Annotated in this window: 15 protein-coding genes; 11 read left to right on the forward strand and 4 right to left on the reverse strand. The window is 36.1% G+C overall.

Annotation, left to right across the window (positions count from 1 at the left end; all coding sequences use genetic code 11):
• Positions 1–54 precede the first annotated feature (54 nt).
• Positions 55–1,905 carry a recombinase family protein gene (locus tag FNN09_RS06055; RefSeq protein ID WP_143300601.1) on the reverse strand — a complete coding sequence of 617 codons (1,851 nt, stop codon included), beginning with the start codon at positions 1,903–1,905 and terminating at the stop codon, positions 55–57.
• An 11-nt stretch (positions 1,906–1,916) separates the two neighbouring features.
• Here FNN09_RS06055 and FNN09_RS06060 point away from each other — a divergent pair, with 11 nt between their 5' ends.
• Positions 1,917–2,315, forward strand: coding sequence for a S9 family peptidase (locus FNN09_RS06060; RefSeq protein WP_221932429.1), 399 nt, complete (start codon positions 1,917–1,919; stop codon positions 2,313–2,315).
• A 291-nt stretch (positions 2,316–2,606) separates the two neighbouring features.
• On the opposite strand, the gene FNN09_RS06065 is transcribed toward FNN09_RS06060, so the two are convergent.
• Positions 2,607–3,419 (reverse strand): hypothetical protein, encoded by an 813-nt coding sequence (locus FNN09_RS06065; protein ID WP_143300603.1) that lies wholly within the window; start codon positions 3,417–3,419, stop codon positions 2,607–2,609.
• Positions 3,420–3,576: 157 nt separating this feature from the next.
• Here FNN09_RS06065 and FNN09_RS06070 point away from each other — a divergent pair, with 157 nt between their 5' ends.
• From FNN09_RS06070 to FNN09_RS06085, 4 genes are all read left to right on the forward strand, one after another.
• Positions 3,577–4,533, forward strand: a complete 957-nt coding sequence (locus FNN09_RS06070; protein WP_143300604.1) for an alpha/beta hydrolase — start codon at positions 3,577–3,579, stop codon at positions 4,531–4,533.
• A 200-nt stretch (positions 4,534–4,733) separates the two neighbouring features.
• A complete protein-coding gene (locus FNN09_RS06075; protein ID WP_143300605.1) occupies positions 4,734–5,408 on the forward strand; it encodes a hypothetical protein in 675 nt (224 codons plus the stop codon).
• 239 nt (positions 5,409–5,647) lie between these two features.
• A complete protein-coding gene (locus FNN09_RS06080) occupies positions 5,648–5,962 on the forward strand; it encodes a hypothetical protein (protein ID WP_143300606.1) in 315 nt (104 codons plus the stop codon).
• 301 nt (positions 5,963–6,263) lie between these two features.
• Positions 6,264–6,929 (forward strand): DUF4386 domain-containing protein, encoded by a 666-nt coding sequence (locus FNN09_RS06085; protein ID WP_143300607.1) that lies wholly within the window; start codon positions 6,264–6,266, stop codon positions 6,927–6,929.
• Positions 6,930–7,175: 246 nt separating this feature from the next.
• On the opposite strand, the gene FNN09_RS06090 is transcribed toward FNN09_RS06085, so the two are convergent.
• Positions 7,176–7,400, reverse strand: coding sequence for a hypothetical protein (locus tag FNN09_RS06090; RefSeq protein ID WP_143300608.1), 225 nt, complete (start codon positions 7,398–7,400; stop codon positions 7,176–7,178).
• A gap of 210 nt (positions 7,401–7,610) precedes the next feature.
• On the opposite strand from FNN09_RS06090, the gene FNN09_RS06095 reads away from it, so the two are divergent.
• The 5 genes from FNN09_RS06095 to FNN09_RS06115 all read left to right on the forward strand — a co-directional run bounded on the left by FNN09_RS06095 (position 7,611) and on the right by FNN09_RS06115 (position 11,183).
• Positions 7,611–8,297, forward strand: coding sequence for a hypothetical protein (locus FNN09_RS06095; RefSeq protein WP_143300609.1), 687 nt, complete (start codon positions 7,611–7,613; stop codon positions 8,295–8,297).
• Positions 8,298–8,480: 183 nt separating this feature from the next.
• Positions 8,481–9,206 (forward strand): fibrobacter succinogenes major paralogous domain-containing protein, encoded by a 726-nt coding sequence (locus tag FNN09_RS06100; protein WP_185968896.1) that lies wholly within the window; start codon positions 8,481–8,483, stop codon positions 9,204–9,206.
• A 46-nt stretch (positions 9,207–9,252) separates the two neighbouring features.
• Complete coding sequence (locus FNN09_RS06105; RefSeq protein ID WP_143300611.1) at positions 9,253–9,684, forward strand: hypothetical protein; 432 nt, start codon at positions 9,253–9,255, stop codon at positions 9,682–9,684.
• Positions 9,685–9,903: 219 nt separating this feature from the next.
• Complete coding sequence (locus FNN09_RS06110) at positions 9,904–10,323, forward strand: hypothetical protein (protein ID WP_143300612.1); 420 nt, start codon at positions 9,904–9,906, stop codon at positions 10,321–10,323.
• Positions 10,324–10,508: 185 nt separating this feature from the next.
• Positions 10,509–11,183 (forward strand): GPP34 family phosphoprotein, encoded by a 675-nt coding sequence (locus tag FNN09_RS06115; RefSeq protein WP_143300613.1) that lies wholly within the window; start codon positions 10,509–10,511, stop codon positions 11,181–11,183.
• Between the two features lie 729 nt (positions 11,184–11,912).
• Here the strand turns inward: FNN09_RS06115 and FNN09_RS06120 are convergent.
• Positions 11,913–14,567: a hypothetical protein gene (locus tag FNN09_RS06120; protein ID WP_143300614.1), complete on the reverse strand. Its 2,655-nt coding sequence runs from the start codon at positions 14,565–14,567 to the stop codon at positions 11,913–11,915.
• Positions 14,568–14,997: 430 nt separating this feature from the next.
• On the opposite strand from FNN09_RS06120, the gene FNN09_RS06125 reads away from it, so the two are divergent.
• Positions 14,998–16,110, forward strand: coding sequence for an efflux RND transporter periplasmic adaptor subunit (locus FNN09_RS06125; protein WP_143300615.1), 1,113 nt, complete (start codon positions 14,998–15,000; stop codon positions 16,108–16,110).
• Positions 16,111–16,142 lie beyond the last annotated feature (32 nt).

Consider the following 16,142-nt stretch of genomic DNA (forward strand, 5'->3'; position numbering starts at 1 on the left):
GTATCATTTCAAATTAAAAACCCTGATAACGAAAGCTATCAGGGTTTTTTGTATTTATTTATTTCTTCTATCATCTGATTTTACTATTTCCTTATATTCATTGTAATCATATACAGTACCATCATCTGTTAAATATTTCTGTAGTTCTATACGCTCTTTAAACTCTCTTTCAATTCTATTGAATGAAGTACTATGTATCTTATCAATATCTTGGTAATATTGCTCTAAATGCTCTCTTTCTTCGCCTTCTGCTTGTTCTAATTTATCTAATCTTGATTGATGGTAATTATACTCACGATTATTAAAAAATCTATTAAATCTAACTTCATTTAAAGGTACAATAAAATCTAATTTACCACCTGTTAAAAAATACCTTTTTAAACCACCTACTAATTCAACACACACTATTACATTATCACCTTTAAATGTATCTTCTTTGATAGTGTATACATGTAATTTACTAACAACATTATCAATCAATCGCCTTAATTTATCACTATCACCTTTTATATTAAATAAGAAAGATTTGTAATCATTGTACTTCTCTTTATACTTTAATAGATTGTTTATTTCTGATTTATATTCTTCAATATCACCTGATAGTTTAGATTGTTTCTTTTTGATTGTACCATGTTGTTTTTCAAGTAATTTAGCATCAATAAAAGATAAGCTACTAACATTTCTAATAAATTGTTCTTCTTCTTTAACTGCTAATTCTAATTCTTTTTTTGATTCAGTTATAAAAATCTTAAAATCATTGATTTTATCATCAATATTATTCAATGATAAATCTTTACTAAATGCGTGATGTAGTGAATTACCTTGATGTATTAGATATTTCCAAACAGCACTATTAAATTTATCAACCCTAATAGAGTGAACACCTTTACATCTTTCAGAATATTTTAACCCATGGCATTTGTATCGGGTGTATGTTTTTTTAATACCCTTATAATTAGTTGTAGTTCTTGCTATGGTCATAGCACATCCACATTCACCACATCTAACCATTTTAGAAGGAAATAGATAATTATATCTATTTGAATGACCAACATTACTACGTGATTTTCTAATTTCTGCTGCTGCTTCAAAAACACTATCTGAAATTATTCGTGGTGTTGGGTATGTACCTTGTTTGATATACTGTTTATTTGCTAATATCTTATTAATAGTAGTATCACACCATTTATCACGCTTTATCATTTTTTTTCTACCTAATAATTTACCTTGATTATGTAGGTTTTGGTGTTTAGTTGGTATTTGGTGACTATCAAGATATTGCATTATCTTTTTACTACCGTATTTTCTATTTATATAAAGGTCAAAAATCAAATTAACTATCTTTTTTTCATCATCATTTATAGATATTACACCTGTATCAATATCAACATTATAACCATATGAAGCATAACTCAAGCCTGGACTTAATCCATCATTTTTCCTTTTTAAAACACCTTTTTCTTTTCTTGCTTCAAGTGTAGATAACTCATTTTCAGCTATTGATGAAATTATTGAAAAAACCATTTTAGTGGATGGATCAGGTACATAATTACCATTTCTATCTATATGAAATAATGATATTTGTTCTTTGAGTGAAAATATATTAACCTGTAAATCAATTAGTTCATCAGTTACAGTCATCACATCGGAATTCTTACGACCAAAACGAGAAATTTCATGTATACCCACTTCATCCACATCATCTTTATTAGTCCTGATGTATTCCATCATTTCTTTATAAATAGGTCTATCAAAAATTGGTAATTTACCTGATTTCTTTTCTTCGTATATTTTTAGAATATTGTATTCTTTGTTATTTGAATAATGTTTTTTTAACATCAAAGTTGATGATGAAGTATCTTGTTTTTTTGTAGACACTCTGGAATAGATAATTACATTCTTCATTTTCAATCAGTTTGATTATTGATATAACAAATGTAATTATTGTTGGGTTATTTTCCTATGATATCGGGCAGTCGGCGCATAAGAATGTGGAAGAATACCGTCGTCGCTCACCAGCATGGAACACCCATAAATTTAAAAACACACCACTGCTCATTCATACAAATACCAACGACAACGATGTGCATGTGTTGGAAGTGGAGCATCTGATTAAATCCTTAAAGGCCGACAATAAAAAGTTTGACTATGAAATTTACCAGGATGTACCGGGTGGTCATTCTTTTGATCGTATGGACACAAAAATAGCCAAAGAGATACGAGTGAAAATTTACAAACACATGAACCAATACTTAAAACCTGAGAATCCGATTAATGATCTCAAGGATATTCAAAAAGCAGGCTATCGGTTTTAGAGGATTGTATTTAATTACCAGTATACCTTGCTCATAATTGGCATTCACCTTAACTACACTCAAAGGCTATACCTCAACATTTAATAGCTAAAGCCATTAAAGAATCAAGCCCCTCAACTGAACCTTGAGGGGCTTTTTAGTGCTTATCATTCAAACCGAGCTTATAAATTAGAACTTCTTCACGAGTATTTAAAGTATCTAAAAACCAGGCTTTAGAACCTGAAGTGAAGCAAGTTGTTTTGAGCGAGTTTCAATGCTCAAAAAATTTAAAAGGCATTTTCAAATCAAACACTACGGCTTCATTACCCCGTTAAAATAAATCACTTGAGTAGTATCTAAAGGTATTTCGTACGACACCTCTAACCCTGTAGGCATAGGAGAAACATGCATATTCAACTTAAATTCATCTTGCTTTGAGTATTTAATGGTGTAACTCTTACCAACACTAAAATCGTTTACTTCATAAAAGCATTTTTGCTTACGGCCATCTTTGAAATAAATGGTAGCCAATTCATCGGCCATCAACTCCAATTGATAAATATTATGTTGTTGTATGGAATCGGGCACTGTAAAGGGGTTATGACTAATCAAACCCGACTGATAAGCATCGCCTGTTGTTTGCATAGGGTTTAAAAATAATTGCCATGTACCAACCAGCTCCTGTTCGGTATTAGGGTATACCGCTTCGCCCAGTTTGCCACTCAAAATATTCAAGTACATTTTATTTTGCACTAACAAATCCTGCCTCTCCTCTACCACCCTATTGAGCGAATCCACTAAATAAATAAGTGAATCTTCATACACGCGCATCTGGCTCGATAAACTGTTCCATACCGCATCAAAGTGCTCTGCACCTTTATCAATGGGCTCATTTACCAAAGAGGCATCTAAAGCTTGTGTTTTTACATGTTGATAAAAGTTATCGTATTGCTTCCAATAGCGAAGTAGTTGCTCATAATCGCCTTTTAGTTTCATATGCGAACTATACAAGGTATCTAAAGTAAACTGAATTTCTTTTTTGGTTTGAGACTGCACATCTGCTAATTGCGCACCACAGAGAATAAGTATACTAAGTGCGAGGCTTTTTATTTTAATAGAATTCATAACTAACACGGTTTAAGTTTTTTATCACTATTCAAGATAAATAATCAAGCGATCAATATCCAGTATCAATTGACCAACGACCAATTTTTATTAACGAGCAGTATATAATACTCTTAACAAAGTAAATATTGTATATTTGACATAAACACCTAATACAATGAAACTAACCACCCTACTCTTTATCATCCTGTTAGGCATCAACAGTAGTGCACAAACAACATTTGATGAATCGCCAATTTCAGTAGAAACAACCACCGGCACTTTAGCAGGCACCTTATTGGTGGCTAAAGGTAAAAGCCCCTCTCACATTATAATAATCATACCGGGTTCAGGCCCTACTGATAGAAATGGCAATGCAGGTTTTACTTTACACACCAACGCCTATCAAATACTAGCGCACGATTTGGCAGCCAAAGGCATCTCTTCGCTTCGGTTTGACAAACGTGGCATTGGCCAAAGCCATCAGGCCGCCATCGCTGAAGAACAGCTACGCTTTGATAATTTTGTTGATGATGTACTGGCTTGGATAAGCTTGGTAAAGCAAGATAATCGCTTCTCAGAAGTATACTTATGCGGTCACAGTCAGGGTGCTTTAATTGGTATGCTGGCAGCTCAAAAAACAAAAGTTGCAGCCTACATATCCATCGCAGGAGCAGGTTTTCCCATCGATGAAGTATTAAAAAAACAATTAAAACCCAAGTTACCTGATGCTCTTTACAGTGAAGCGGAATCTGCCATTGACTCGCTTAAAATGGGAGAAACAGTGAATAAAATCAATCCCTATTTATACAGTCTATTTCGCCCTAGCGTGCAGCCCTACATGATTTCGTGGATGCACTACCATCCTTGCAGCGAGATACAAAAGCTTAACATCCCTATACTACTCATTCAGGGTACAACTGACTTGCAGGTAACTGTAGAAGATGCTGAAAACTTAAGCATGGCAGCGCCCAAGGCTAAATTGGTACTTATCGATGGGATGAATCACATACTAAAGGAAGCTCCTGCAGAGCAAAAAGCTAATATGGCAACATATACCAATGGACAGTTGCCTGTTGTACCTCAGCTAATTGATGAAATCGTGCTTTTTGTACGTGGTGATGAGGAGATATGAATTATCTAACGGCTTATGAAATATTAATTAATCAAAGAAATAAGCACATTAAGCATCAATTATCATACATTCATCATCAAAAACAATCAAATCGCCATACAGCAAATCGTAATGTAAAATAAACACCTTACACTTATCGATTTAGCTACAATTGGGATTCATCGCACACTATAACACCCAAACACAATAATCTTATTCCGATGAACTCAAAACAAAACTGTAGCATTGCTATGCTGATGGCTGTCAATCAGGTGTTGAACACCAATAAAAAACAACTGAACGACATTAAGGCCATGGTAACCTCCATGAAAGAATTTAATGTTATTATTGGCAAAATAAAGGTCATCCATCGACTCCAGTCCTATCATACATGCCATCGTTATTACGAGCAAACAAAAGACGATTGTGAGATGATTAAAACAACAGTGCAGATGGCAGCTGCCCTTTATGTATATGCCAATACCTTTGACGAAAGTGATCTAACATCGCGTGTTATGATTACACCAGCTGGACTGAGAAAAATGCCCAATAATAGTTTGAAAAACGTTTGCAAAAGCATCTATCGAATCGCTCTTTCTGAAATTGATCACTTGTGCAAGTTTGGCATTAATAAAGCACTACTTGAGAAACTAAAACAGGAGATTGACAGTTTTGAAAAGAACACCGCACGACCCAAAAATAACATAATGACTACAACACAAATGCGGTTAGAACTTCAGGAATTACAACACAAAGCAGAAGAATTACTTACTAAACGTTTAGACAAAATAATGCTCTTACTGGAAGTAACTCAACCCAAAGCCTACAAAGCGTATTTAGATGCACGCTCAATAAAAGAAATGGAGAACTCTGTATTGGCAGATGAGGTCGTGTAAAATAAATTCTATTATCAGCAAGGAGCTATTGAAGATGAGGACTAAATCGTGCTAAACAAGCGAACTAATAAATGAATTTTGATAACTAATAACTGTTCAGCAGATACAAAGCTCAAAAGTTTGGTATTTTAGAAGTGAAATAGAAAGCATGAGGCTTTATATATTATAGTTCTGTATAATTTAACGCAACCCAATTGGTATTTCAAAGTCTATATAGAAAACAGACTTAAAGAAGAATTATGAATAACTTAAAACTCATAGGATTATACCTCTTATTTATTCTTTTTACTTCTTGTAATCGTGACGAAGTAAATTTACATGGAGAATTCGAATTTATTGCTGAATATTCAACCACAGTAATCACTGGAGGTTTCGTCGGAATTGCTGAAAGAACTTTTAAAATAGGAGAAGTATATAAAGGTACAGACAAAGGAGAGGCAACAATTAGAATAAGAATAGCAGAGCATACTAAATTAAATGAAGATTGTCCGAAAAGTTGGTGTTATCAGGAATTTATAGAAGTTCCCAATGAATTTTTGAAATTCGTTAAATGACTTGTAAATCATAAAAATATAATAAACTACACACAATAAACCGCAATAAACCATAAGGGCTCCACATAAAGTGTGAACCATCTCAGCTTAGGCGACTAGCGTTAAAGCTTGATTTGACCTATACTAAACTGGAAAGTTTATAGGCTTAAATTCCTTTACGCTTCAAAGCCACGTTCATTTTTCATCAAAAAGCTACGTGAATATTTACTTCCTATCTACTATTGAAGTTGAGCATTTGATTAATTACTCCTAATTTTAGTAAACGTCAATTATAAAGCAGCTCTGACTTAAAAATACAGCGATGTACACTTCTAAAAACACAGGAAGAATTGTCGGGATTTTATTCCTAAGTTTAATGATTGCATATACAATTGGTGCTCTTATAATCGACCCAATTCTAAATTCATCCAATTACCTAATTGAGGCTTCAGAAAGTAAGAACAAGTTATTAATAGGAGTATTTTTAGAACTACTTAATGGGCTTGCTTATCTGGGAATTGCAGTACTACTCTATCCAATCATAAAAAGGTTGAATGAGAGTTTAGCTATTTTATATGTTGGATTTCGAATTATTGAATTTGCCATGCAAATGCTTAGCGATATGAGTCCTCTTGTATTAATTACGGTGAGTCAGGACTATATTCTATCTAACATGCCAGAATCAAGCTCTTTTCAGCCTTTAGGTTCAGCATTATTAACACTTCGTTTTTGGGCTAATCAAATGGTATTTATTACCTATAGCCTTGGAGCTTTAATCTTCTATTACTCGGCTTATCATTTAAAACTTTTTCCACGACTCTTATGCATTTGGGGACTTATTGGTGCCCCTATGGTATTAGTCAATGTATTTTTGGATTCTATAGATCATAGTCTTGTAATAGATTTAGGTGTAGTAATGGGATTGAACGAAATAGTTTTAGGCATATGGCTTATAGTTAAAGGCTTTAACACAATTCAAAGCAAATGACCTATTGCCTGAACCTATAAAACACACAGCACAATAGCTATCTACTGTTGATAAGCCATTACCTTCGTTCGGTAAATGGCGACATGCAGTTGCTAAATCGTTATTGCAAAGCACTAAAGCGATGTATTAAATAGCTGAACTATGTCAGTAAGTCATCAAACCCTTGCTGTAGATAGCTAAATAGGCTTATACGCTATATTAATCGCCTGCTAAAATGGCTAAACCCTATCCTACATTGTAATAATCCTATGTTGCACCCGATAACATGCCATCTACAGTGGTTAAAACGCCATCTGCAAAGGATAAATCGCCTTTTACATTGGATAAAACCCACCTTGCAAAAGAAAGAACCCCTTTGACTGTTACTACAAACCATGTTGCTATACCTAAAACGCCATCTACATTTACTATTACCCCTTCGGCATTAGCTACCAGCCTATTCGCATTCAAACCCACCCTATCTACTATCATTGTATATATTATGTATATGCATAAAAATTTCATTCATCAATAATTTTATTCTCTTCATCATAAAAATCGATACACTTATCACTAAACAGGCAAAAACAGCGATTCAGAGGTGTTACGTTTTTCGTTTTCTGCTATTAACTAAATGAAGGGCCTTTCTTCTCACACAAAGAGATGCCTCTATACTAAACTTTTAATTTTAAACACAACTAAATGGATTCAAGACAAAACAACAAACAGGCGATGTATAGGGCCGTCAACAATGTTTTCAATACATTTCCGCAAGAAGTAGATACCATACCTGCTCTGAAAAGCAATGTATTGGCATTTGATGATTTGCTCAGCAAGATTGATAAAATGCACCAGGTGCAAATGGACTACTCGTCGGCCAATAGCAAACTGAAGCTAAAGGAAGAGGAAGAAATGATACAGGCTACTATTCAGGTAGCTGCGGCCATTTATGTGCATGCGCACAGCAACAACATGCCCGACCTTAAATCGAAAGTGAGCATTACTCCTTCGGACTTAAAACAAATGACTGATAAAGAACTGAGCACTAAGTGCCTGAATATTTATGAGCTGGCACTTAGCCTGGTTGATAATCTGGCTGATTATGGTGTAACTACCGAGAGTGTTGGAAAGCTAAAAAAAGAGATTGATGATTTTACAGCTTTATTAGCAGCACCACGCAGCGAAATAGTTACCCGCTCACAAGCTACGGGCGAGCTAAAGGAATTATTTGCTCAGGTCGACGATTTATTGAGAAATCAAATAGACAAACTGATGCTAATGCTCGAAATGTCTCAACCAAAGGTGTATAAAACTTTTAAGGCAGCCCGCATTATTGTCGACCTCAAAGGCAGTAAAGCCCAGGAGGAAGAAACAACGGTAGAGGTTTAATTTTACAACTCCCCTTTGGGTGTGGAAAGGGGAGTTTGTTTTAATATGTTGATAACTTATGGCTTATCAGCAAATAGAGTAAGAGGCATTTTGGTAGTTTAGGGGGAGAATAGAAATAGAAGAATGCTGTATCGATTAGTTAGACAAATATTAGCATATCCAATAACCCAAAAATATAATACGATGAACAACCAGATTAAATTTATCCTAAGCATTTTAACATTATTTATACTCTTTATTAGTTGCGAAAAAGATGAAGTACAGCCCCAAGGAAAGACAAACGCTATTTTTAATGAATCTTTAACCTATGGGACAGTTATCGATATAGATGGTAATGTTTATAGAACAATTGAAATCGGAAACCAGGTATGGATGGCTGAGAATTTAAGAGTTACTCATTTTAATAATGGAGAATTAATATCTCGTGGCCTTATTAAAATGCATGGATACCCAAGTACAGCAGGTAATGAACCAGAGTATGGTAGTTACAATGAGACAAATGACAAAGACAGTATTGCAACATTTGGACTACTTTACAACTGGGCTTCAGTTTCTGATAGTCGTGGGATTGCACCAAAAGGTTGGCATATACCTTCCAAAGAAGAATGGGAACTATTAATATCAACACTAGGTGGTGGTACTGAAGCTGAATTAAAATTGAGAGAAGTAGGAAAAACACATTGGTATTATTTAAATCTTGGAGATAATACGTCAGGTTTTACAGCTCTTCCTTCAGGTCAATATAATACAGGCAATTTTTATGGTATTGGAGACTGGACAGCTTGGTGGACATCAACTGGAATGGACGACTTAAGTGCTTTTGCAAAACAAAGTAGTACATTATACCCTGGTGAAATAAGGTCTACTCCTTTACACATGGGGTTGTCAATTAGGTGTGTGAAAGATTAAATAACATTCGGCAAGTCGTTAGTGCCTATAAAAAAAATCAAGAACTATGAAATTCAACAAAATTCTATTTGTAGCCTTTTTATTGACCATTAGTGTCAATTGCTTTTCACAAATTTCTGTTACTAGTTATTCAATTTATTCATTAGGAATTAGCACAAGTCAGAATAAGACAATTAGTGGGGAATTAAAAACTTTTGCCAACCGAAGCGTAGATGATCTTCTTTTTGAAGTTGACGTATTTTATAACTTTAAACCAAGTGACTTTCACAGGTTTTCGGTAGGTGTAGGTCTTAATTCTGAATTATTTGCAGGGTCAGACCCTATAAATGCATTTACAATACCTGTCCAATTGGAAATTTATCCGTTACAGGATTTCAAAAGGTTCTCAGTTTTATTCGAATTGACACCACAATTTATTATTGAAGATGATGTGAACGTGAGAAGTCTTTGGGGGCTTAGGTATACATTTGGCAACTAAAAGAATAAAGATTCATAATTATTCTTCCCCCGCTATCGCGCGAAAAAACGTTCGACGAAGTCAATCCTTTCGCGTGGTAATATTAAAACAAACTACACGAGGAGACACGTGCGGCAGCAACTGATAGCACATTCCCCAACATATGTGTAAATGATTAATTACTATCTTTAATTAGATATATGAAGTTGAAATTGCAAGAATATAACAAAACAGAAATAGATGAGTAAAATTAGAATAAAAAGAAATACTGGATGGGTTGGTACATGGAGTGCAATAGAAATTTATATTGACGATAAAAAAGTTGGCGCAATAAATAACCATGAAACCCAAGATTTTATAGTTAAAGATGGGAAGCAAGAAGTTTATGCAAAAAGTGGTTGGGATTGTAGCCAAAAAGTGAAGCTGAATACTAGTGAAAACGAAATAAGAGTTCTGAAGCTGACTCAATTTAAATACCTAGCCTGGGCTTTGCCAATCATTTTCTCCTTAATGTTGTTTTATGGTCTGGGAAAAGATGCACTGAATTTAAACGGGTATTACTTCTCAATTATAATTTTCACATTGGGTTCTTATCCCTTATTCTACAACATAATCGGAAAGAATAATATATTCAGGTTAACTGAAATAGATAAGAAATAAGGTGCTGCAAACCATCAATCCTTTCGCGTGACAATAACAAACCACACAAGGTGACTCGTGCAGCTGCGAAGGGAAATTTATACACTTCGCTTAGCACGCTTAGTATGAATTATGTACTTTAGAACCATTAATTACGATGATTATAGGAACTACATTCATATATCATTCCATCAACACCAAAAGCCATGAAACTAGATATCCTCTCACAATTCCTTTTGATAGCTCATCATCCAAGCAAAAAACGTTTTCTTGTTTCGGAACAGCACATAAATCACGGCATTATAGGAGCAGCCTTGTTAGAAATGAACCTTGCAGAACAGCTAAAAGTCGAAAATGGTAAACTTCGATACATAAAAGGTGTAAGGTCAGATAATGCTGTCATTGCCGATATAGCAGGGCTTATTCGTGATTCTAAAAAAAACAGGAAAATAAGATATTGGATCAGCAAACTTAGTCGGAAATCGCACCACTATAAATGGGCCATTCTATCCGATTTAGAGAAACGCAAAATCGTACACATTGAACATCATAAATTCCTGGGACTCATTTCCTATAAAAAAAGCTACCTGATAGAAAGCAATACACGCAACGAATTAATTTATCAGTTGAATAAAAAAGCTTTACACGGGAGAAACCTGGATAATGAAGACCTATTGATGTTAGGCCTGATTGAAGCCTGCCAAATGCATCGAGTTATTGCTTCGGACCGACAGGAATTAAAAAAATTAAAGAAAGCCCTTAAGGTGATTATAAAAGACAGCCCGATTGCTGGTGCCGTGGACACAACCATTAAAGAAGTTCAGGCAGCCCTGTTAGGTGCCATGGTAGCAACTACCGTTATTACAACAGCCTCCAATTAACAAGTGCTACCAATAACATTCAAGGCCAGATGTAAAAGCCTCCGCTATCGCGTGATAATATCAAACAAACCACACGAGAGGACTCGTGCGGCAGCGTAGAGGGATTTATTATTCAACTAAAGCATTTAACAGCAAGCCGCTCAGCCGTAGGGCATTCATCTTTTGGAGCAGATAAACGCTATTTCTGCACCTATCTGCGTAATCTGCGGGAAATTTCTCTTTAATTAATTACCTCATCTATACTTACTGTCCTTTTGTATGATCCCCGCTATCGCGTGAAACATCGTTAACGAAGTCAATCCTTTCGCGTGATAATAACAAACCATACGAGGTGACTCATGCGGCAGCGTAGGAGGAATTTCTTATTCAACAAAAGCATTTAACAGCAAGCCGCTCTAGCCGTGGGGCATTCATCTTTTGGAGCAGATAAACGCTATTTCTGCGCCTATCTGCGTAATCTGCGGGAAAGTTCTCTTTAATTAATTACCTCATCTACACTTACTGTCCTTTTGTATGATCCCCGCTATCGCGTGAAACATCGTTGACGAAGTCAATCCTTTCGCGTGATAATAACAAACCATACGAGGTGACTCATGCGGCAGCGTAGGAGGAATTTCTTATTCAACAAAAGCATTTAACAGCAAGCCGCTCTAGCCGTGGGCATTCATCTTTTGGAGCAGATAAACGCTATTTCTGCGCCTATCTGCGTAATCTGCGGGAAATTTCTCTTTAATTAATTACCTCATCTATACTTACTGTCCGTTGCGTATGGTCACTGTCGTAATCAAAAACCATATTGCCATTGGGGTACATGGTAATGGAGTTTAAAGGATACCACACAATGGCTTTTCCCACCTCAACACCATTCAGGCATTTCAGCTCATAAGTACCACTGGTAGGCTTGCTTATTTGCAGGTGACTATTGTTTTTAATCTTCATCGAAAACAATAGAACATTGCGTTTCTTATAGGTTTCAATTTTCACCACACCAGCATCGTTAATCACAAATTGCATGCTTAATAAACCTCGGTATACATCTGCATTGTTTTTGTAAAAATCAGGGTTATTCTTATTCATTAAGTTACGAACGGTAATACCTGATATGTGTCCGCCATTTTGCGACAAGAGCTGTAGTGTGGAGAACAAAGCGACCATGTGTCGATTGACAGATTGTTGCTCTAATTTCTTCATATACGACTCAATCTGATCTTCGGCACTAAAAGAAGCACTCGACATTAAAATAGGTACATCCTTGGTCAAGCCCTCAATCTCTCCTACAACGCCACGCACAACCACTTCATTTTTGGAATCAACCGTAATTTTTGGTTCGAAATTCACTTTATCAGTTGGAAAAGATAAGAGGTCTATTTTAGTTCCATCAGATTTGTACTTGCCATAAAACGCCAACTTCTTACCCTCGGGTGCTTCAAAAGTGATGTTTTCATTTAAAATAGGCTGTGCCCTATTGGATAAGCCAAGCACCAAATGAGCTGGCTGATCGCTACTAGCCATTACCCGATTACCAATGTTTACGCGACCAGTATAATTGATTAAAGCATATACATTCCCCTGCTTACCCACGTTAAAAGCCTGGGTGAAAACATTATTACTACAGGCCACAGGCATAAACCACTCCAAAGAGCCTCCCTGATCAAAAGTAGCAAACCATAAATCACGACTGCCGCCCACAGCAGCATACTGTTTGCTTCCTATGGTTATCACATCGGTAAACCACCCGCTTACCACATACTTTCCGTTTTCTGAAACAGTACGATCACCAACAAACAATTGTCCCTCATTACCCTGCTCCAATGATTGCGCAATCATTTGCCAAATATTATTTAGGCGACTATCATTATTAATCTTAATAGCCAAAGGCGTGTAGCCCTCATAGTCGGGCATTACCGATCCAATGGGTGCATTAATATAGGTTGGGTCGGTAATAGTGTAAGGGCGCCCGTCAACCAAAATAGAATAACCTTCAACCTGCTCTGAGAAAGCAACAGCTGCAGCCATATGACTAAAATAAGTTAAAGCCACGGCATCAACACCCAATAACTCATTTACTAAGCGAGTGAATAGAACGGTGCGATCCTCACAATCAGAGTAAGGATAGTAGAATAACTCATCGGGGAAAAACATTTTTTCTTTATTGAACTGATCTCTATCCGTTTTATACTCAAAAGAATTATGTAAGTAATCAAGCAAATAGCTAACAGCCTGCGTCTCACTTTTCCCTTTCAAACGAGGTTTTAAATACTCATATAAGGTTTCTTTTACCGTTGATGACATGGCAGCATTTAAATAGACCGTACTCACTGTTTGAGGATATGAGGCTAAAAATTCCATGACTGTTTTATCCATATTCAGACTTAAAGCCTCTGTTTCGGATGGCAGTGTAGTAGTTCGTACCACAGCATTCTCTGCCTTATTAAAATTAAGCGCATAGGGCAAATGCAAGTCTACCTTATTGCTGGCTCCACCAAAATCCTGCTTATAAGTCATCATGCCATCAATGCCCTTTTTAGCTCCCATCAAGTAAAAGTTACTACCCTCAATGTTGTAATAAGGTAATTCGTAAACCTCTTGCATAAAAGGCACCAATAAATAAACTGAACTGGCAGCATAACCAATTTTAACCTGATAACCTGCTTGATTAAGCATGGCCCATTGCCACATAATTCGATTATTCTTATTCTTATACAAGAGCTTGGCAGAACGATCAACTAACTGATAAATACCCCAATCGTTAAGCTTCTTATCCTCGGCATAAGCTATTAACGATTCAACATAAACCTGGTAATACACCGAGGTAAAGTCATCCCAATAATTAGCAAAAGAAGACGACTTAACAGAGTTTAGGCTGAGGTCTTTCATGCGCTGATCAATTTGCAATGTGGCTGTACTACCAAAGAAATCAACACTCAATGGCACCGCGTATGATGAAGCGCTTGCTGGCACCTGGTAAATCGGTCGTATGGAATAAGCGGAAGCTTCAGATAAAACCACTTCGGGCTGTAATGCTTCGGGTATGGCAACTGGCTCAAGATTATCAACAGGCTTCACCTCTGCTCTAACAGGCTTGTATTCGGGCTGAGCAATTGGCTTGGGCACTTCAACAGATTTCACTTCAGCCTCAGTTGGCTCCACCTCGGTAAAACCTTTTTTCAGATATTTTTTAAAAGCGGTATTCATTTTCTTTAAACGAGCATCGTACTCCTCCTGCATCCGCTTCATATTAGCTGCGTACTCCTTATTCATTTTATTGAGTTGTGCAGCATATTTCTCATCCATCTTTTTAAATGGATCATCCTGATCAATTTGTCCAAAGGCCACATTTAACGCACTTAACAGCACGAGTGACAACAACACTAGTCGCTTCATAATTATGTTATTTAGGTTAGTGACTACCCTATTTGAGTAACACAAAGGTAGGCTAAACAAAAAGTGTTCCAATAATTTTTTTTGTTTCCCGCTGATTGACCTGATAAATGCGGATTTTTATTCACTTGGCTAAGGGCGCACTGATTAAGCAGTTTACCTGCAATACGCATTAACTATTTTATCAAGCACATTTTCAATTCATCAAATTACCATTTTTTCAATTCTCCAGTTCATCGATTTATCAAACAATTCAACCAAATCTATGTTTCATACGTTTTTTTTCTAGATTCATTCAATCGAACTTGGCACTATAAAATAAAACACCAACATTTGCGTCGACTAAAATTCAACAACAGCTTAACTATCAGCTATAGTATTGAATCTTATGTCTTTTATCTTGTATCTATAAAAACAAATTATACCCACTGTTATGAATAAAAAAGGAGTTTCACTGGCAATTGCGGTTGTTATTGTGATTTTTGCCGTTGTATTTTCCAAAATCATCTCGGCTTCAAAAAATGAAGCTGCAAAAGAACTTCCTGCTAAAAAAGGTGTTTTGGTTAATGTTATTTACCCTGAGTTAGAAACAATTGAGCACCACTACAAAGGCACGGGCAAACTAAGAGCCATTGATCGTTTTGAAATATTCTCACAAGTAGACGGTCAGCTATTACCATCGGCCAGAAGCTTTAAAGAGGGTAAGAGTTATAAAAAAGGCGAAGTAATGCTTGAAATTGACCAACAGGAATTTTACATGACGCTACTTTCTCAAAAAAGTGACTTCATTACCTTAATCACTTCCATATTACCCGACTTAAAATCTGATTACCCCGATTCTTATCCTGTTTGGAGGCAATATGTATCATCCATTGATGTTAATAAGAAGCTACCTGCCATACCTGAAGCTAAGAGCGACCAGGAGAAATTCTATTTGTCGGGCAAAGGAATTTTAAGCAAATACTACTCGGTAAAATCAGGAGAAGAAAAAATAATAAAGTACACCATTCGAGCACCATTCTCGGGTGTTGTAACCTCTGTAAGCGCCGAAGCTGGAACAGCTGTTCGTCCAGGCTCTGCAATGGGCACCATGATTAGCACTTCGGGCTATGATTTAGAGATTACCATTCCAATGGCTAACATGGATCAAATAAAGGTAGGTACGGAGGCAAAGCTGAGCTCTTCTGAAATTAGTGGTTTATGGACTGGAAAAGTAGTGCGCATAAGTGGAGATATTGATGAGCAATCGCAAAGTGTAAAAGTGTTTATTCGCACTAAAGGGCCTGAACTTAAAGAAGGTATGTATCTAAATGCTGAAATAGTGCAGCAACCTTTGCAAAATGCCATGCGCATACCGCGTAAAATGATCGACAATAACAATCATCTGTATACCATATCTGACAATGCACTTAAGCTACAACAGGTCCAGGTAATCACTAAGCAAGGTGACTACGCTATTATCAAAGGCCTTGAAGAGGGAACACCAATTCTTTCCACAGTTATTAAAAGTGCTTATGATGGCATGGCTGTAAGGGTTAATGAGTAATAATTATTAATGGTCAATGAATAATTGTTAAT

The sequence above is a fragment of the Carboxylicivirga sp. M1479 genome (assembly GCF_007097485.1).
GTDB lineage: Bacteria > Bacteroidota > Bacteroidia > Bacteroidales > Marinilabiliaceae > Carboxylicivirga.